Below are 17,496 nucleotides of genomic sequence, written 5' to 3' on the forward strand. Positions count from 1 at the left end.
TACACCCGATGTCTGCTTCTGCCCCTCTCGCTGCGCTGGCAGCGTTCTACTTCAGCTATTTTGCCTTTCAGGGTCTGTTCGGCCCGTTCTGGTCGCTGTATCTCGAGTCGCTGTCGTTCAATACCGTACAAATCTCCATCCTGATGGCGTTGTCCACGCTGGCGCGGATTGTGGCGCCGATGTTCTGGGGCTGGCTGGCCGACCGGCGCGGCAAACGCCGCAGCATCATGCTGTGGACGTCGGTGGTGTCACTGGCCAGCTTCGTGATGGTGGCGCTGCAACACAGCTTCTGGGGCATGTTTACCTGGCTGGCAGTCAATCACTTCTTCTGGGCCGCCGCCCTGCCGCTGGGCGAGGCGTCCACCGCGCACCTGACGCGCAGCCAGCCCGGCCGCTATAGCCGGGTGCGGGTATGGGGCTCCATCGGCTTTGTCTGCTTTGCTGCCAGCGGCGGTTACTTGCTGAATCTGGTGACCATGGCCAACCTGCCGTGGCTGATCGTCGGCCTGCTGGGCTTGATCGTACTGGCCTGCTGGCGCGTGCCGGAAGTGGCCATCGAGCGTGCCAAGACGCGGCCGGAGCCGATCTGGGCTACCGTGCGCCAACCGCACGTGGTGGCGCTGTTTGCCTGCTGCTTCTTGCTGTCGTTTGCCATGGGGCCGTACTACAACTTCTATTCCATTGGTTTGAAGGAAGCGGGTTATAGCGCCAGCACCACCGGTTTGCTGTGGGCTACCGGCGTGATGGCCGAGATCGTGGTGTTCTGGCAGATGCCGCGCCTGATGGCACGCTTTACGCTGGAACGCCTGATGCTGGCGTCGCTGCTGATGTCGGCGCTGCGCTTTGCGCTGATGGCGACACTGCTGCCGGTTGGTGTGGTGGCCTTTGTGGCGCAGCTGGGCCATGCCTTTACCTTTGGCGTGCACCACGCTGCCGCCGTGGGGCTGATTCACCGCAACTTTGCCGAGCAGCACCAGGCGCGTGGCCAGGGCTTGTACACGGTGGCATCGTTCGGTGTTGGTGGCAGTATCGGCGGCCTGTTGGGCGGCGTGCTGTGGCAGCACGGCGGCGTGGGGCTGACCTTTGGCGTGTCCACTTTTGCCTTGCTGCTGGGGGTGGGCGTGTGCCTGAAGTGGTTGCGGCCAACTGCCGCCGAAAGACACAAGGCAAGTTGATTTCGTTAATGCGCGTCTGCTATGCCGCGAGTGGGGATGGCGGACGATTGCACATAGGGCGCAGCCGCCGGTGCGTTGTTGCTACCTGTTGCCGGAGTTCACCATGCGCATGCTGTTACTGATGGGCGGTCTTTTTGCCTCGCTGGCTCACGCGGCGTCTTTGCCGCAAGGCTATCTTCAGTTTGAGGATTATCGTTTTACCGAAGAGCATCAGTACGGCTACGGCGTTAGTCTGTGGCACGACAAAAGTCAGCTGCGCGGGGTGTTGTTCATGAGTGCGGCACTGCAGGGTGATGTGGCAGCAGGCGAAATCGAAGTACAGCAATACAACCCGGCCAGCGGCTACTTGCGCTTCCGTGTGGCAGAGGGGGCAGACCAAGGGCAGCCTTACTATTGCCATTTTGACGGCCAACTGACGACACGCGCGCTATCGGGGTGGATGCGCTGTCGCTATGATTACCGCGCCCGCACCACCGGCGCGTCGCGGCAGGGTGCCCATGCGGTGCGCCTGCTACGTAGTAAAGAGCCGATGGGGATGGCCGATCAAGCCGAATTTGACGCGTGGATGGTGGATTATCTGCGCCGCAATAGTGCCGTAAAGCGCTTCGCATCCCACTGACTACAACAACATCACCAGTTTCAGCTCCGGCGCGTGCGCCAGCCGCAGCGTCAGCTGCTGGTAGCTGAGTCGCCCTTGGCGCGCGTGGTTGAACACCCGCTCGCCGCCTTCTCTTCCCAATACATCCTGCTGCCGCCACAGTTCGTCGAAGGCGGCGCTGCTTTCCCGCAGGCCGGCAATCAGCGCGTTCGCCGCCTCGTGTTGCAGCGCGCTGGTGTCGGCACGGAACTCGGCCACCATGCGTCGCGCCCGCGTCGGCCAGTCGTCTACCAGCTGCGCGGCCAACGGGTGGCAGAACATGAACTGCAGCAGGTTCTTGTCGCCGGGCTGATCCAGCCAGCCGGCAAACAGTTCGCCAGCTTCGGCGTTCCACGCCGGTATCTGCCATAGCGCGTCCAGCACGTAAGCCGGCCGGCTGATGTGAGCGGTAGCGGCGGCCAGCATCTGTTCGGCTTCGGGGTTGGCCGCCGCGCTGCTGTGCTGCGGGTTTTTTTGCCCCGCCAGGTTGAACAGGTACTCGGTTTCGGCGCGCGACAGCTGCAGCGTGCTGGCCAGCGCCGCCAGCGTGGCAGCCGATACCGACTGCGTGCGACCTTGCTCTATCCACGTCAGCCAGGTAGGACTGATGCCGCACAGCGCGGCCACCTCTTCGCGACGCAGGCCTTTGGCACGGCGGCGGCTGCCAGCGGGCAGGCCGGCTTGCTCCGGTTGCAGCCGCTCGCGGTGGCTGCGGATGAAGTCGCCCAGCGGGCTGGTTTGGCTGCTGTTGCGCATGGCAAGGTCTCGCTAGCTGTTAGTGTTAGTACTAGTATAAATGCTTATCTTGTACTAGGAAAAAGCCTGCGTCATGATGGTGGCCAACGCAGGATTTGCGCCGGCGCAAAGCCGGGTGGCGCCGCAGGGCGCACGCTGGCCGGCAGGCAGATCCCTTGTTCCATCCTTACCTGAAGGCGCGACCATGACCGCACAAACCCTGTACGACAAGCTGTGGCACAGCCACGTGGTGCACGAAGAAGCCGACGGCACCGTTTTGCTCTACATCGACCGCCACCTGGTGCACGAAGTGACCAGCCCGCAGGCGTTTGAAGGCCTGAAGTTGGCCGGTCGCCCGCTGTGGCGAGTGGATTCGGTGGTGTCGACTGCCGACCACAACACCCCCACCAACGATTGGGACAAGGGCATCCAGGACCCGATTTCGCGCCAGCAGGTAGAAACGCTGGACGCCAACATCAAGGCCTTTGGCGCGCTGGCTTACTTCCCGTTCAAGGACAAAGGCCAGGGCATCGTGCACGTGATGGGGCCGGAGCAGGGCGCCACGCTGCCGGGCATGACCGTGGTCTGTGGTGATAGCCATACCTCTACCCACGGTGCTTTCGGCGCGCTGGCGCACGGTATCGGCACCTCGGAAGTGGAGCACGTGATGGCCACCCAGACGCTGGTGGCGAAGAAATCCAAAAACATGCTGGTGCGTGTGGACGGCAAGCTGCCGGCCGGCATTACCGGTAAAGACGTGGCGCTGGCGATTATCGGCAAGATCGGCACCGCCGGCGGTACCGGCTACGCCATCGAGTTTGGCGGCGAAGCCATTCGCGAGCTGTCGATGGAAGGCCGCATGAGCCTGTGCAATATGGCCATCGAAGCCGGCGCCCGTTCCGGTCTGGTGGCGGTGGACCAGAAAACCATTGATTACGTCAAAGGCCGCCCGTTTGCGCCGAAAGGCGAACAGTGGGACGCCGCCGTGGCGTACTGGAACACGCTGCATTCCGACGATGGCGCGCACTTCGACCAGATCGTCGTGCTGGACGCGGCCGACATCCAGCCGCAAGTGACCTGGGGTACCTCGCCGGAAATGGTGACCGACATCAACGGCCGCGTGCCGGACCCGGCGCAAGAAGCCGACCCGGTGAAAAAAGGTTCCATCGAGCGTGCACTGGCCTATATGGGCCTGCAAGCCGGCACCCCGATGAGCGAGATTCCGGTAGACATCGTGTTCATCGGCTCCTGTACCAACAGCCGCATCGAAGACTTGCGTGACGCTGCTGCCGTGGCGCGTGGCCGCCAGAAAGCGGCCAACGTGAAGCAGGTGCTGGTGGTGCCGGGTTCCGGCCTGGTGAAAGCGCAGGCGGAACAAGAAGGCCTGGACAAAGTCTTTATCGAAGCAGGCTTTGAATGGCGCGAGCCGGGCTGCTCGATGTGTCTGGCGATGAACGCCGACCGTCTGCAACCGGGCGAGCGTTGTGCCTCCACCTCCAATCGCAACTTTGAAGGTCGTCAGGGTCAGGGTGGCCGTACCCACCTGGTGAGCCCGGCCATGGCCGCCGCGGCTGCCGTCGCCGGCCGTTTTGTCGACTTCCGCGCACTGTAAGCAAAGGCAAACAATCATGACTATCCGACTTCTGGCACTGCTTTCTGTGGTATTGGCCATCACTGGCTGCAACACGGTTTCCGGCATTGGCAAAGATATCAAGAAGGCGGGTAGCGCCATTGAAAGGGCTGCACAATGAAAGCATTCACCACACTCAACGGCCTGGTCTGCCCGCTGGACCGCGCCAACGTCGACACCGACGCCATCATCCCCAAGCAATTCCTGAAATCGATCAAGCGCTCCGGCTTTGGCCCCAACCTGTTCGACGAATGGCGTTACCTGGACCACGGCGAGCCGGGCATGGACAACAGCCAGCGCCCGCTGAACCCGGACTTTGTGCTGAACTACCCGCGCTACGCCGGTGCCCAGGTGCTGCTGGCGCGCGAGAACTTCGGCTGTGGTTCCAGCCGCGAACACGCGCCGTGGGCGCTGGAAGACCAGGGCTTCCGCGTGATCATTGCGCCGAGCTTTGCCGATATTTTCTTCAATAACTGCTTCAAGAACGGCCTGCTGCCCATCGTGCAACCGGCCGAGGTGGTAGACCAGCTGTTCCGCGAATGCGAAGCTGCAGAAGGCTACACGCTGAATGTGGACCTGCCGTCGCAGACCATCACCACGCCGTCGGGCCAGACCTTTGCCTTCGACATCACCGAACACCGCAAGCACTGCCTGCTGGGCGGCCTGGATGAAATCGGCCTGACCTTGCAGCACGCCGACAAGATCAAGGCCTACGAAGCGCAACGCCGCCAATCGCAGCCCTGGCTGTTTGCCTGATACTCCCAAGGTTGGCCGCATGCGGCCAACCTTCTGCCCCATAGCACAGGATAAAGATCATGAAAATTGCAGTTCTGCCGGGTGACGGCATCGGTCCGGAAATCATTGCCCAAGCCAAACGCGTACTGGACGTATTGCGCAGCGACGGCCTGCCGATCGAAATGGAAGAGGCGCCGCTGGGCGGTGCCGGTTACGACGCCTACGGCGTACCGTACCCGGAATTCACCCAGAAGCTGTGCCGCGAAGCGGACGCCGTGCTGCTGGGCGCCGTTGGCGGCCCGCAGTACGACATGCTGGAGCGCCCGCTGCGCCCGGAACGCGGCCTGCTGGCCATCCGTAAAGACCTGAACCTGTTCGCCAACCTGCGTCCGGCCATTCTGTACCCGGAGCTGGCCAATGCCTCCACGCTGAAGCCGGAAGTGGTGTCGGGTCTGGACATCATGATCGTGCGCGAGCTGACCGGTGATATCTACTTCGGCCAGCCGCGCGGCATCGCCGTCAACGAACTGGGCGAGCGCGAGGCGTATAACACCATGCGCTACAGCGAAGGCGAAATCCGCCGCATCGCCCACGTGGCGTTCGGTATCGCGATGAAGCGCAACAAGAAGCTGTGTTCGGTCGACAAGGCCAACGTGCTGGAAACCACCGAGTTCTGGAAAGAAATCATGATCGACGTGGCCCGCGAGTACCCGCAGGTGGAGCTGAGCCACATGTACGTGGACAACGCCGCCATGCAGCTGGTGCGCAACCCCAAGCAGTTCGACGTGATGGTGACCGGCAATATCTTTGGCGACATCCTGTCCGACGAGGCTTCGATGCTCACCGGCTCCATCGGCATGCTGCCGTCGGCGTCGCTGGACCAGAACAACAAGGGCCTGTACGAGCCGAGCCACGGTTCTGCGCCGGATATCGCTGGCAAGAACCTGGCCAACCCGCTGGCGACCATCCTGTCGGCGGCCATGATGCTGCGTTATACCTTCGGCCAGGAAGCCGCCGCCCAGCGCGTGGAAAATGCTGTGAAAATCGTGCTGGCCAAGGGCTACCGTACTGCCGACATTTTTGAAGCCGGCTGCGAAAAAGTCAGCTGCAGCGGCATGGGTGATGCCGTGGTTGCCGCCATGTAAATGACCGTTTTAATGCTGTTCAAATAAAAAAACGACACCCCATTGTGCGAGCTGCTGTTGCCCTGCACAATGGGGTCGATCACTAGATAAGCCTGCCTTCAAGCAGGGCGGGCAAACGGTTTCAAACACCCGACGACATTCAGGAGAAATTATCGTGCGAGTAGGTTTTGTAGGCTGGCGCGGCATGGTGGGTTCCGTGCTGATGCAGCGCATGCTGGAAGAGAACGATTTTGCCGTAATCAACGAGCCGGTGTTCTTCACCACCTCCAATGTGGGTGGTGCTGCGCCCAACGTTGGCCGCGAGGTGCCGCCGCTGAAAGACGCGCGCAATATCGACGAACTGAAAGCGATGGACGCCATCGTTACTTGCCAGGGTGGTGACTACACCGCCGAGGTATACGGCAAACTGCGCGCGGCCGGCTGGACCGGTTACTGGATCGATGCGGCTTCCAGTCTGCGCATGGAAGACAACGCCGTGATCGTGCTGGACCCGGTCAACCGCAACGTGATCGACGCGGCGCTGGCCAAGGGCGTAAAAGATTACATCGGCGGCAACTGTACCAACTCCATCATGCTGATGGGCATGGGTGGTTTGTTCCGTGAAGGTCTGGTGGAGTGGGTATCGTCTATGACGTACCAGGCGGCATCCGGTGGCGGTGCCAACCACATGCGCGAGTTGCTGAAGGGCATGGGCGTGGTGCACGCAGCCGTGGCCGACGAGTTGGCTACCCCGTCGTCCGCCATTCTGGACATCGATCGCAAAGTGGCAGCCTCCATCCGCGAAGACGTGCCGACCGAGTTCTTCGGTGCGCCGCTGGCTGGCGGTCTGATCCCGTGGATCGACAAGCAGCTGGATAATGGCCAGTCCAAGGAAGAGTGGAAAGGCCAGGCCGAAGTGAACAAGATTCTGGGCACCGACGCCACCATTCCGGTAGATGGCCTGTGCGTGCGCATCGGCGCCATGCGCTGTCACAGCCTGGCACTGACCGTGAAACTGAAAAAAGACCTGCCGCTGGAAGAAATCGAAGCCATCATCAAGTCGGGCAACGACTGGGTGAAATGGGTGCCGAACGACCGCGAAATCAGCGTAAAAGAGCTGACCCCGGCGGCCATTACCGGTGGCCTGCAAATCGGCGTGGGCCGCGTGCGCAAGCTGAATATGGGCGGCGAGTACCTGTCCGCCTTCGTGATTGGCGACCAGCTGCTGTGGGGCGCGGCCGAGCCGCTGCGCCGCATGCTGCGCATCCTGATCGAGCGCTAAGCAAATTTGGCAGGGTTTCCTGCAGCGAAAAACACAGCCTGTCACTACGGTGGCAGGCTTTTTAATTTGTGCACGGCTTTATTTGTCAGGCCAGTGCGCTAAAATGACGTCAATTCTATTATCAAGGCAATCTTATATTGCCTGTGTCCGTTTGTTATCAAGGTATTTACATGTCTGAAACCATTCGTCTTGCTGTTGTCGGTGCTACCAATCTGATCGGGGAGGCCGTGCTGGATTTGCTGGCCGAGCGTCAATTGCCGATCGGCCGTGTATTTGCGCTGGATATTGCCGATAAGGAAGGCGAGACCGTTTCTTTTGGCAATCTGGAGCTGGAAGTCGGCGCGGTAGGTGAATTCGATTTCGCCAATGTGTCGCTGGCCATTTTTGTCGGTGGTGCCGACATGACGCGCCAGTATGTGCCGGAAGCGCGCCAGGCCGGTTGCGCCATCATCGATTTCAGCAGTACCTACCGTCTGTCCGATGATGTGCCGCTGTTCGTGCCCGGTGTAAACGAGGCAGTGTTGGACGATCTGGGTGAAGGCCTGCTGGTGGCGGTGCCCAATTGCACCGTCAGCCCGCTGGCGCAAGCGTTGGCCGCACTGAAGGCCAGTGGCCTGCAGCGTGTCAGCGTGGCGACGTATCAGTCGGTATCTGGTTCGGGCCGTGCCGCACTGGAAGAGCTGGCCAACCAGACCACTGCCTTGTTCGGTGCCCGTGATGTGGAACTGGAAGTTTACCCGAAGCGTATTTCTTTCAACGTGCTGCCGCTGGTCGGTGCGGTTGATGAAGACGGTGTCAGCGAAGAAGAGCGTTCCATCGAGCACGAACTGCGCAAGGTGTTGGCACTGCCGGCGCTGGAAGTGGAAGCCAGCTGCGTGCGCGTGCCGGTTTTCTTCGGTCACGGCTGGGCGGTCAGCGTGAAGACCGGTGATGAACTGACCCCGGCCAAGGCGCGCGAGCTGTTCCAGGCCGCCGGCTTGCAGGTGGTGGACGATCCGGCGGGCGAGATGCCGTACGTGACGCCGCTGGAATCGTCCGGTAACGAGGCGGTATGGGTCAGCCGCGTCCGTCGCCAGGGACAGGTGCTGTCGTTCTGGCTGGCTGCCGATAATGCGCGGACCGGTGCGGCCTTGCCTTGTGTGGCGGCGACGGTTGCGCTGATGAAGCGGGGCTATTTTGCTTGACTCGATAAGTCCTAGTACTATTGCATGCAAGCAGGATTGAATTGTTGGATGGGTATTCCGGTGACAGAAGGGCGGCGGCTTGCCGCCGAAGCCATCAAAGGCAGGGCTGTTAGCCGGAATCGACACACTATTTACCGATAAGGTAGCGCATTACGATGCTAGCCAAGAAAAAGATAAGTGCTCTGCTGGTTGCCTTGCTGTTCTCCTCTGCAGCCTGGGGCGGCTTGGGCGGGATTGCTGTCCGCTCCAACTTGGGCGAGGTGCTACGCGCAGACATTGATCTGACCGGCGCCAAGGAAGAAGACATTGTCCGTGTCGGGCTGGCATCCATCGAGACCTTTCGCGATCTGCAAGTTGACTACAGTCCCGCGCTGAGCAGCCTGCGCTTTGCCCTCGCTTACCGCTCCAACGGCCGGCCTTACATTCGGGTGCTGTCGGTACAGCCGATCAGCGAGCCCTACCTGCGCTTTGTCGTGGAGGCGCGCACCGCCAGCGGTCGCTCCATTCGCGAATACACGGTATTGCTTGATCCTGTGGAATACCCTAACAAGGCCGAGGCCATCGAGCGCTCTGCACGTGCCACTGCAGTGACCGAACCGTCCAGGCTCAAACCGGTAGAGCCGGTGCGCTTGCCGTTGCCAGCGCCGGTAGCTCAAACCCCCTCTGACAAGGGTGACGGTACCGTGGTGGTGCGTCGTGGCCAGACGCTTGCTCACGTTGCGCGCGCCATTCGGCCGCAAGGCGCCACGCTGCGTCAGACCATGGCAGCCATCATGCTGGCCAACCCCACAGCCTTCCAGAATGGCGACCCTTCCACGCTGCGCGCGGGTACCCGTCTGAAGGTGCCAACTACTGCCGCTGCACAATCATTGCGTCCGGCTCGCGTGGCAGAAGTGCTGGACGGCAATGCTGCCCCGGCGCGTGCGCCGGTCCGGGGGGCAGACGCCGTGGCAGTACCTGTGCCACAGTCCCCAGCCAAGCCGGTACTGAAGCTGGAGCAGCCTGATCCTGGTTTGTTGGCACAGGATGCGCAGCTAAAGGCTGCCCAGCAGAAAATCCAGGAGCTGGAGCAGAAACTGCAAGCGCTGCAAGCAGGCATGGCTGCACCTGTCGCTGCCAGTGTGCCTGCTGCAGTAGCCATGGCTGCTTCCGAGCCGCAGGCTCAGGCGGCCTCTGTGCCCCAGGCATCGGCGCCGGTAGTGCCCGCTGCAGTACCGGTGCATAAACCGGTAGTCGTAGCCAGTGAGCCGGTAGCAGAAGGCCCTGGTCTGATCGATCAGGTGATGGGCTACTTGCCTTTGATTGCCGCTGGTGTTGCTACGGTGCTGCTGGGTGTCGCCGGTATCCTTTTCATGCGTCGTCGCAAGCGCGGTGCCAAATCTGCCACTGACCTGGCGGGAGCCTCGATTCTGGGTGCTGGAACCGTTGGCCGCGTTGCGGCAGTGGACGAAGCCAGCAGCAATACTTTCCTGGCTGACTTTACCCGCACCGGCATGAATGGCATGGACGCCGGCGAAGTTGACCCGATTGCCGAGGCCGAGGTTTACCTGGCCTATGGCCGTGACCAGCAGGCTGAGGACATCCTTAAGGATGCGCTGAGCAAAGACCCCACTCGTCATGAAGTGCGCATGAAGCTGCTGGAGATCTATGCTGCGCGATCTGACAGGGCTGCTTTCGAAGCCCAGGCGCGCGAATTGCATGCGGCATTCGATGGCAAGGGCACCCTGTGGGCGCGCGCTGCGTCGCTGGGTCTGTCCATTGACCCGAATAACGCCTTGTACGCTGGTGAGTCGCAGGTGGCAGACAAGCCGGCAGCTGCGGCAGCTGTTGCTACCTCTGCCGCAGCTGCATCCATTGATCTGGATTCCGAACTGATGGGCGAGCCCGCTGAACTGGCACCGTTGCCGGCGGATGCTTTCATCGAACCGGAAGCAATTGATACTGGCGATGACGACCCGTTGCGCAATGCGCTGTTTGGCGCTAACGAAACCTCGCCGGCCAGTGCGGAGCCTGCACTGGATCTGGACGATTTGCTGGCTGCCCCAGCACCGCAGCCCGAGCCCGAGCCGGTAGCCGAGCCCGACGACAAGCATATGCTGGATTTTGATTTCAACCTCGACCCGCCTGCCGCTCCGGCAGCAGAGGCAGCAGCCCAGCCTGTCCAGGATGACAATGCTTTCGATTTTGATCTGTCTTCGCTCGAGTCGCTGGGTACTGATGCCCCGGCCCAGCCGGCGGCAGAGCAGGCGCCATCGCTTGATGGCATGAGCCTGTCTGAAGATCCGTTATCCACCAAGCTTGATCTGGCGCGGGTTTACCTGGACATGGGTGACAAGGAAGGCGCCCGTGAGGTGCTGGAAGAATTGCTAGCCGAGGCGCAGGGGCCACTCAAGTCGGAGGCGGAAACCCTGCTGTCATCGCTGTGATATTTGATGCAGATCGATTGCAATAGATGATGGGCTTTCTTATTGCTACGGCTTGCGGGTACTATGGCTGGACATCCAAAAAAACCGAATAAAGGATCAGGGGTGACATTGCGGCCATTGGTGGCTGGGTTGACGATTGCATTTGCAGCGTTGGCACCAGCAGCACATGCAGGTTTGGGGGGGATACGTCTGCTGACGGGGCCAGGAGAGCCTTTTTACGCGGAAGTCACGCTGGACCCGGAGCCCGGGTTGGAAAACCCTTTCGTCGCGCTTGCTTCGCGCGAGCGTTATTCCACGCTGGCGCCTTATTCCGACAAGGCGGCACAGCTTCAGATTCGTACCGTAGAAACTTCGCCTAACCAATACATGGTGCGCATCACCGGCCCTGTGCTGTCGGCTGGCGAAGTGATGAACTTTGCGCTGGAGCTGTCCTGGCCGTCTGGCAAGGTGGTGCGCGAGTACCGCGTTAATGGTGGCTCCTCCTCACCGGCCAAGTCCCCTGCCAAAGACGATGCCAGTGCGGCACTGGCAGAGCGACATCCGCTGATTGACGAGCCCGGTGGCCTGGCTTTTGGCGAAGCACGTCTGTTGTCGGCGCTAGGTTTACCGTTGCGCGCCGAGATCGAACTATTGGGCGACTGGCCGTCCAGCCTTGCATCTGACAGTTTCCAGCTTTCCGCTTTCAACGACCCGGCACTGTCAGCAGCGCGCATCGAGGTACACCAGCGCAAGGGTCGTCAGTGGCTTACCATTCGCAGTGAAACGGTGCTTAAAGCTGCGTTGCTGCGCTTTACCCTGAGTACGCAGCAGCAGGACGAGCAGATTCGTCGTGACTTCACCTTGCGCGCCACCCAGCGAGGCAGCTATCTGTCTGCAGCTTTGCCTGCCGCCGTGCCTGCATTCAAAGGCAGTTACAAGGTGCAACCGGGCGATACCCTGTCGGGCTTGGCCTACCGCTTTGCCGGTGGCAAGCCTGTAGCCAGGGTGGCGCGCGAGATTTATGCGGCCAACCCGCAAGCCTTTGCCCACGGCAATCCCGATCGTTTGTTTGCCGGTAGCTTGCTCAAGGTACCCGAGGCTGGCGGTGAAGCGGCCAATGTGCAAGCGCCAACAGAGGCGTCTTCTGCGACACCTGCTGTTATCTCTGGCAAGGCTGCTCCTGCAGCAGCTGCGGCACAGCCCGTTGCGCCTGCCAAAGTGGATGAGGTTGCCAAGCCGGCTAGCGCTGTCGTGTCGCAGCAAGCCTCCGCGCCGCAGGCTAGCGTGGTGCAGGATGCCTCTGCGGCGCAGGCTGCAGCGCTGGAGCAGGAAAAACTCGCCCAGCTCAAGGCCGCGCAGCAGCGCCTGGCCTGGCTAGAGGCAGAAATCAATCGCCTGTCCAGTCAGGCAAGCCAGCCGCGGGTGATTCCGCACCGCCCCGACATGGACGCCTCCGCAGATCAGGATGAGGCGTTTCTCGACGAGAACCTGACCCAGTGGGTGTTGTATGGTGTCGGTGGTCTGTCGGTAGCCAGCTTGCTGGCTTGGTTGCTGGTTAAGCGTCGTCGCGCCAGCAAGCCCAAAGTAACTGTGCCTTCGCTGGGCCGTGCTGGCATGGGGCCAGTCACTATCAGCGCTTCGTTGGGCCCGGACGAGCAGCCGCTGGTGCAGCCCATCGCCGACGACATCAATCTGCAAACCATCGATGTGCTGGCCGAAGCGGACGTGTTGATGGCGTACGGTCGCTTTGATGCGGCCGAGCAGCTACTGCGCGAAAGCCTGAGCAACGAGCCGGAGCGCGAAGACTTGCGCATGAAACTGCTGGACCTAATTGCGCGCAAGGGCAATAAGCAGGAGTTCGAGTCGGTAGCGCTGGACCTGCTGGCCGTATTCGGCCCGGAGAGCGCCCTGTGGAAGCGCGTGCTGCAGCTTGGCGGCAATCTCGATCCGGATAACCCGCTGTATCGGCCTGCGCCCGATCAGCCAGAACACTTTGCCATGGCAAAACCGCCCGCGGTAGATCTGGGGGTGTTTGCCCCGGATTCTGAAGACAGGGTCCCGCTGACCAGCCAAGTTGATAATGCCGAGGCAGCACAAGACTTGGCGAGGCTGTACCGCGAGATGGGCGATACCGAAACGGCCGATGCCCTGTTGCGCGAGGCAGGCGTCAAGCAGTGAGAGCGCCGCGTTTTCACCCAGCAGCCAGCCTTGTGGTCTGGCTGTTTTTCATTGTGGCGCTGGCTATGCTGCCGCTGCCGGCCTTGCTGTGCCTGATGTTGGCCGCAGCGGGTTGGCCGCGCTTGCTGTGGCAGGCGGTGCAGCGCATGCGCTGGCTGTTGCTGGCCACGGCCTTGCTGGCCGGCTGGTATGTGCCCGGCTTGCCATTGTGGCCGGCGCAAGCCTGGTCACCCAGCTGGCAGGGTTTGCAACTAGGTGCTGCCCAAGCGCTACGCCTACTGTTGATGGCGCTTAGCCTGCGCCTGCTATGGCGGCATTACGGTAGCGGTGCCATGCTGGCCGCTGTGCTGTACCTGCTGCAGCCCTGGCGTGCTGCCGGCGTGCCGGTGCAGCGTGTTGCCGTGCGTCTGGTGTTGACGCTGCAGTACGCCGAAGCACTGCTGGCGACGCAGCCCAAGCCTTCGCTGGCTTGGCTGCAGCAGCAGTTGCTGGCGCAACAGGGGTCACAAACGCAGCCGGATCAGGTAGAGTTGGGTTTTTACCCTTGGCATAGCCGGGACAGTTGGCTGCTGCTTGTAGCAGCACTGGTTCTGGCCATCATCATGAAAGCAGTTCAATGAGAATCGCGCTCGGCCTGGAATACGACGGGCGCGCCTTTGCCGGCTGGCAGACCCAGCCGCATGGCAATACGGTACAGGACAAGCTCAACGCCGCGCTCAGCCAGATTGCGGGCCATCCTGTTGTGACGTTGGCCGCAGGGCGCACCGATGCCGGCGTGCACGCGCTGATGCAAGTGGTGCATTTCGAGACGCAGGCGCAGCGCCAGCTTGGCGCCTGGGTGCGCGGCGTCAACGCCTTGCTGCCGTCGTCGGTGGCGGTGGTGTGGGCGCAAGAGGTCGGCGACGATTTTCATGCCCGCTTTTCGGCGTTTTCCCGTTCCTACCGCTATTTTTTGCTGACCCATCCGGTGCGCCCGGCACTCACCGCGGGGCGCGTGGGCTGGTACCACCAGCCGCTGGACGTGGCCGCCATGCGCGCGGCGGCGCAGGTATTGCTGGGGCAGCATGATTTTTCCAGCTTCCGTGCGTCCGAATGCCAGGCCAAGTCGCCGCTAAAGCACCTGCAGCAGCTGGATATCGTGGAAGAACGCGGCTTGATCCGTTTTGACCTGACCGCCGACGCTTTCTTGCACCATATGGTGCGCAATATCGTGGGTACCCTGCTGTACGTCGGCAAGGGCAGCCTGGACGTGGCCGGGGTGCAGGCACTGTTGGCCGCACGCGACCGCAGCAAGGCGCCGCCCACCTTCATGCCGGACGGCCTGTACCTGACCGGCGTGGGCTACCCGCCGCAGTTTGGTCTGCCAAGTGAGGCGCAGCCCGAGCGGCTGACGCTGTGGGGCTGACATGACGACACGAATCAAGGTATGCGGCTTTACCCGCCCCGATGACGCCGCTGCGGCGGCGGTGCTGGGGGTGGACGCCATCGGGCTGGTGTTTTATGCCCCCAGCCCGCGTTGCGTGACCATCGCCCAGGCGCAAGCCATCATCGCCGCGTTGCCGCCGTTCGTGACGGTGGTGGCGCTGTTCGTCAACCCGAGCGAGCAAGAAGTACAGCAAGTGCTGGCGGCTTGCGCCATCGACGTGCTGCAGTTCCATGGCGAAGAGTCGCCGGCGTTCTGCCGCAGTTTCCAGCGCCCGTACCTGAAAGCGGTGCGGGTACGCCCCGGCATGGACTTGTGCGCCTACGCGGCCAACTACCACGATGCCCGCGGCTTGCTGACCGATGCGTTTGTGGAAGGCGCGCACGGTGGTACCGGCGCGGTGTTTGACTGGACGCTGATTCCGCCGGTACTGCCTTTGCCGCTGATACTGTCCGGCGGGCTGGATGCGGCCAACGTGGCCGACGCTGTGGCGCGGGTACGCCCGGCGGCGGTAGATGTATCCAGCGGCGTGGAAGCTGGCAAGGGCATCAAAGACCCGGCGCGGGTAGCGAGCTTTGTCGCTGCCGTGCGTCAGGGTGAGATTTCGATAGTGCAGGGCGCGGACCCTGCGCTTTAAAACAAAACCATCAGGAGCATGCCATGAGCAGTTATGACTTCCCCGATGCACGCGGCCGGTTTGGCGCGTATGGCGGTGTCTACGTAGCAGAAACATTGATGGCAGCCTTGGACGAGCTGAATGCCGAGTACGCCCGCGCCAAGGCTGATCCGGCGTTCTGGCAAGAGTATCACCATGAGCTGAAGCACTTCGTTGGCCGCCCCAGCCCCATCTATCACGCCAAGCGCTGGTCGGAGCAACTGGGCGGTGCGCAGATCTACTTCAAGCGTGAAGACCTCAACCACACAGGTGCCCACAAGGTAAATAACACCATTGGCCAGGCGCTGCTGGCCCGCCGCATGGGCAAGAAACGCGTGATCGCCGAAACCGGTGCCGGTCAGCACGGCGTGGCATCGGCCACCGTGGCCGCCCGCTACGGTATGGAATGTGTGGTGTACATGGGCGCCGAAGACGTGAAGCGCCAGGCGCCGAACGTATTCCGCATGAAGCTGCTGGGTGCCACCGTGGTGCCGGTTGAAAGCGGTTCCAAAACCCTGAAAGACGCGCTGAACGAGGCAATGCGCGACTGGGTGACCAATATCGACAGCACTTTCTACATTCTGGGTACCGCCGCCGGCCCGCATCCGTACCCGATGCTGGTACGTGACTTCCAGCGCATCATCGGCATCGAGGCCAAAGAGCAGATGCAAGAGATGGTTGGCCGCCAGCCGGACATGGTGGTGGCGTGCGTAGGGGGTGGCTCCAACGCGATTGGTATTTTCCACCCCTACGTCGACGTGGACGGCGTGCGCCTGGTGGGCGTGGAAGCAGGGGGCGACGGTGTGGAAACCGGTCGCCACGCCGCGCCGCTGTCGGCCGGCAAGCCGGGCGTGCTGCACGGCTTCCGCAGCTACCTGATGCAGGATGAAGATGGCCAGATCATCGAGACCCATTCGGTGTCGGCCGGTCTGGACTACCCGGGCGTGGGCCCGGAGCACAGCCTGCTGAAAGACATCGGCCGCGCCGAGTACGTTGCCATCAACGACGACGAAGCATTGCGCGCCTTTGAAGACTGCTGTCACCTGGAAGGCATCATCCCGGCGCTGGAATCCAGCCACGCGCTGGCGCACGCGGCCAAGGTGGCACCCACCATGGGCAAGGACCAGATCATCCTGGTCAACCTGTCCGGCCGTGGCGACAAGGACATCAATACCGTTGCCGGCCTGATGGGCATCACGCTGTGATCGCGGCGCCGGTACTGGAAGCAGCCTATCTGCAAGTGAAGGCCGGGGCGGAAGCCGCGTTCGAGCAGGCGTTTGCCGCCGCTTCGCCGCTGATCGCCGCCATCGACGGTTACGCCGGCCATACCTTGCAGCGCTGCCTGGAAGTACCGGGGCGCTACCTGTTGCTGGTGCAGTGGCAAACGCTGGAAGCCCATACCGTGGGTTTCCGGCAGTCGCCGCAGTATCAGCAATGGCGCGCATTGCTGCACCATTTCTATGATCCGTTCCCGGTGGTGGAGCACTTCGCCACCGTACTGAACTACCCATGCAAGGACCACACCGCATGAGCCGCGTAGCAGAAACCTTTGCCCGCCTGCAGGCTGCAGGTGAGAAAGCCCTGATTCCCTTCATTACCGCTGGCGACCCGAACCCGGCGCTGACGGTTGACCTGATGCACGGCCTGGTTGATGGCGGTGCCGACATCATCGAACTGGGCATTCCGTTTTCCGACCCGATGGCCGACGGCCCGGTGATTCAGCGTGCCAGCGAGCGCGCCCTGGCGCACAAGGTTGGCCTGCGCCACGTGCTGGCGATGGTGAAAACCTTCCGCCAGCAGAACCAGTACACCCCGGTGGTGCTGATGGGTTACCTGAACCCGGTACACGTACTGGGCTACCAGGCTTTTGCCCAGGCTGCGGCTGAGGCCGGCGTCGATGGCGTGCTGACGGTAGATTGCCCGCCGGAAGAGGCGGAAGAGCTGACCGCCGCCCTGACCGCTGCAGGGCTGGACCCGGTATTCCTGGTGGCACCCACCACGCCGATCGATCGGGTACGTGACATTGCCCGTCTGGCACGGGGTTACGTCTACTATGTGTCATTAAAAGGGGTGACCGGCGCAGGAAATCTGGACATTGACGACGTAGCGCGTAAAATTGCCGCCCTTAGAGAACACATTACTGTGCCGATCGGCGTCGGCTTCGGTATCCGCGACGCGGAAACCGCCCGCGCCATCTCCGTGGCAGCCGATGCCGTGGTGGTGGGTAGCCGTCTGGTGCAGGAAATCGAGGCGGCTACACCCGAAACTGCCAAAGAGCAGTTGACCCGTCTGGTGGCTACATTGAAAGCCGCTATCCGTTAGAACAACGCTGG

The 17,496-nt window shown here is 62.1% G+C and carries 17 protein-coding genes; 16 read left to right on the forward strand and 1 reads right to left on the reverse strand.

Translation table 11 applies throughout. From position 1 onward, the window contains the following. Positions 1-8: 8 nt before the first annotated feature. Together ACK4FZ_RS13800 and ACK4FZ_RS13805 are read left to right on the forward strand one after the other, a co-directional pair. Entirely contained in the window at positions 9-1,175 is a 1,167-nt protein-coding gene (locus ACK4FZ_RS13800; RefSeq protein ID WP_409821801.1) for an MFS transporter, read from the forward strand. A 103-nt stretch (positions 1,176-1,278) separates the two neighbouring features. After that, positions 1,279-1,794, forward strand: a complete 516-nt coding sequence (locus ACK4FZ_RS13805; RefSeq protein ID WP_409821803.1) for a hypothetical protein — start codon at positions 1,279-1,281, stop codon at positions 1,792-1,794. Here ACK4FZ_RS13805 and ACK4FZ_RS13810 read toward each other — a convergent pair whose 3' ends face one another. After that, positions 1,795-2,568, reverse strand: a complete 774-nt coding sequence (locus ACK4FZ_RS13810) for a helix-turn-helix transcriptional regulator (protein ID WP_409821805.1) — start codon at positions 2,566-2,568, stop codon at positions 1,795-1,797. A gap of 184 nt (positions 2,569-2,752) precedes the next feature. Between ACK4FZ_RS13810 and leuC the strand changes: the two genes are divergently transcribed. From leuC to trpA, 14 genes are all read left to right on the forward strand, one after another. After that, entirely contained in the window at positions 2,753-4,159 is a 1,407-nt protein-coding gene (gene leuC, locus ACK4FZ_RS13815) for a 3-isopropylmalate dehydratase large subunit (protein WP_144371430.1), read from the forward strand. A 16-nt stretch (positions 4,160-4,175) separates the two neighbouring features. Then, positions 4,176-4,298, forward strand: a complete 123-nt coding sequence (locus ACK4FZ_RS13820) for an entericidin A/B family lipoprotein (RefSeq protein WP_409821807.1) — start codon at positions 4,176-4,178, stop codon at positions 4,296-4,298. Further along, the gene (gene leuD / locus ACK4FZ_RS13825) at positions 4,295-4,933 is read left to right on the forward strand and encodes a 3-isopropylmalate dehydratase small subunit (protein ID WP_409821809.1); all 639 of its coding nucleotides are present in this window, start codon (positions 4,295-4,297) and stop codon (positions 4,931-4,933) included. Before ACK4FZ_RS13820 ends, leuD begins: the two co-directional genes overlap by 4 nt. A gap of 59 nt (positions 4,934-4,992) precedes the next feature. Next, positions 4,993-6,057 carry a 3-isopropylmalate dehydrogenase gene (gene leuB / locus ACK4FZ_RS13830; RefSeq protein WP_409821811.1) on the forward strand — a complete coding sequence of 355 codons (1,065 nt, stop codon included), beginning with the start codon at positions 4,993-4,995 and terminating at the stop codon, positions 6,055-6,057. A gap of 154 nt (positions 6,058-6,211) precedes the next feature. Beyond that, positions 6,212-7,318: an aspartate-semialdehyde dehydrogenase gene (gene asd, locus ACK4FZ_RS13835; protein ID WP_206210890.1), complete on the forward strand. Its 1,107-nt coding sequence runs from the start codon at positions 6,212-6,214 to the stop codon at positions 7,316-7,318. A 170-nt stretch (positions 7,319-7,488) separates the two neighbouring features. Then, positions 7,489-8,502, forward strand: coding sequence for an aspartate-semialdehyde dehydrogenase (locus ACK4FZ_RS13840; protein ID WP_409821813.1), 1,014 nt, complete (start codon positions 7,489-7,491; stop codon positions 8,500-8,502). 155 nt (positions 8,503-8,657) lie between these two features. Further along, entirely contained in the window at positions 8,658-10,928 is a 2,271-nt protein-coding gene (locus ACK4FZ_RS13845; protein ID WP_409821815.1) for a FimV/HubP family polar landmark protein, read from the forward strand. A 249-nt stretch (positions 10,929-11,177) separates the two neighbouring features. Next, entirely contained in the window at positions 11,178-13,085 is a 1,908-nt protein-coding gene (locus tag ACK4FZ_RS13850) for a FimV family protein (RefSeq protein WP_409821817.1), read from the forward strand. Positions 13,086-13,117: 32 nt separating this feature from the next. Continuing rightward, positions 13,118-13,705 carry a hypothetical protein gene (locus ACK4FZ_RS13855; protein ID WP_409821818.1) on the forward strand — a complete coding sequence of 196 codons (588 nt, stop codon included), beginning with the start codon at positions 13,118-13,120 and terminating at the stop codon, positions 13,703-13,705. Beyond that, positions 13,702-14,490 (forward strand): tRNA pseudouridine(38-40) synthase TruA, encoded by a 789-nt coding sequence (gene truA / locus ACK4FZ_RS13860; protein WP_409821820.1) that lies wholly within the window; start codon positions 13,702-13,704, stop codon positions 14,488-14,490. Before ACK4FZ_RS13855 ends, truA begins: the two co-directional genes overlap by 4 nt. A gap of 1 nt (position 14,491) precedes the next feature. After that, positions 14,492-15,145, forward strand: a complete 654-nt coding sequence (locus ACK4FZ_RS13865; RefSeq protein WP_409821822.1) for a phosphoribosylanthranilate isomerase — start codon at positions 14,492-14,494, stop codon at positions 15,143-15,145. Positions 15,146-15,168: 23 nt separating this feature from the next. Further along, the gene (gene trpB / locus ACK4FZ_RS13870; RefSeq protein ID WP_144371441.1) at positions 15,169-16,368 is read left to right on the forward strand and encodes a tryptophan synthase subunit beta; all 1,200 of its coding nucleotides are present in this window, start codon (positions 15,169-15,171) and stop codon (positions 16,366-16,368) included. Then, complete coding sequence (locus ACK4FZ_RS13875) at positions 16,365-16,694, forward strand: antibiotic biosynthesis monooxygenase family protein (RefSeq protein WP_409821824.1); 330 nt, start codon at positions 16,365-16,367, stop codon at positions 16,692-16,694. Before trpB ends, ACK4FZ_RS13875 begins: the two co-directional genes overlap by 4 nt. Next, on the forward strand, positions 16,691-17,485 hold the full coding sequence (gene trpA / locus ACK4FZ_RS13880; RefSeq protein WP_409821826.1) for a tryptophan synthase subunit alpha: 795 nt from the start codon (positions 16,691-16,693) through the stop codon (positions 17,483-17,485). The genes ACK4FZ_RS13875 and trpA overlap by 4 nt, the downstream gene beginning before the upstream one ends. Positions 17,486-17,496 lie beyond the last annotated feature (11 nt).

The organism is Vogesella sp. (assembly GCF_046297735.1).
Classification (GTDB): Bacteria; Pseudomonadota; Gammaproteobacteria; order Burkholderiales; family Chromobacteriaceae; genus Vogesella; species Vogesella urethralis.

Coding starts and splice junctions, on each gene's coding strand:
- ACK4FZ_RS13845 (WP_409821815.1), top strand. CDS start 8,658: ATGCTAGCCAAGAAAAAGATAAGTGCTCTGCTGGTTGCCTTGCTGTTC.
- ACK4FZ_RS13805 (WP_409821803.1), top strand. CDS start 1,279: ATGCGCATGCTGTTACTGATGGGCGGTCTTTTTGCCTCGCTGGCTCAC.
- trpB (WP_144371441.1), top strand. CDS start 15,169: ATGAGCAGTTATGACTTCCCCGATGCACGCGGCCGGTTTGGCGCGTAT.
- ACK4FZ_RS13810 (WP_409821805.1), bottom strand. CDS start 2,568: ATGCGCAACAGCAGCCAAACCAGCCCGCTGGGCGACTTCATCCGCAGC.
- ACK4FZ_RS13865 (WP_409821822.1), top strand. CDS start 14,492: ATGACGACACGAATCAAGGTATGCGGCTTTACCCGCCCCGATGACGCC.
- leuD (WP_409821809.1), top strand. CDS start 4,295: ATGAAAGCATTCACCACACTCAACGGCCTGGTCTGCCCGCTGGACCGC.
- ACK4FZ_RS13820 (WP_409821807.1), top strand. CDS start 4,176: ATGACTATCCGACTTCTGGCACTGCTTTCTGTGGTATTGGCCATCACT.
- trpA (WP_409821826.1), top strand. CDS start 16,691: ATGAGCCGCGTAGCAGAAACCTTTGCCCGCCTGCAGGCTGCAGGTGAG.
- ACK4FZ_RS13800 (WP_409821801.1), top strand. CDS start 9: ATGTCTGCTTCTGCCCCTCTCGCTGCGCTGGCAGCGTTCTACTTCAGC.
- leuC (WP_144371430.1), top strand. CDS start 2,753: ATGACCGCACAAACCCTGTACGACAAGCTGTGGCACAGCCACGTGGTG.
- truA (WP_409821820.1), top strand. CDS start 13,702: ATGAGAATCGCGCTCGGCCTGGAATACGACGGGCGCGCCTTTGCCGGC.
- ACK4FZ_RS13840 (WP_409821813.1), top strand. CDS start 7,489: ATGTCTGAAACCATTCGTCTTGCTGTTGTCGGTGCTACCAATCTGATC.
- leuB (WP_409821811.1), top strand. CDS start 4,993: ATGAAAATTGCAGTTCTGCCGGGTGACGGCATCGGTCCGGAAATCATT.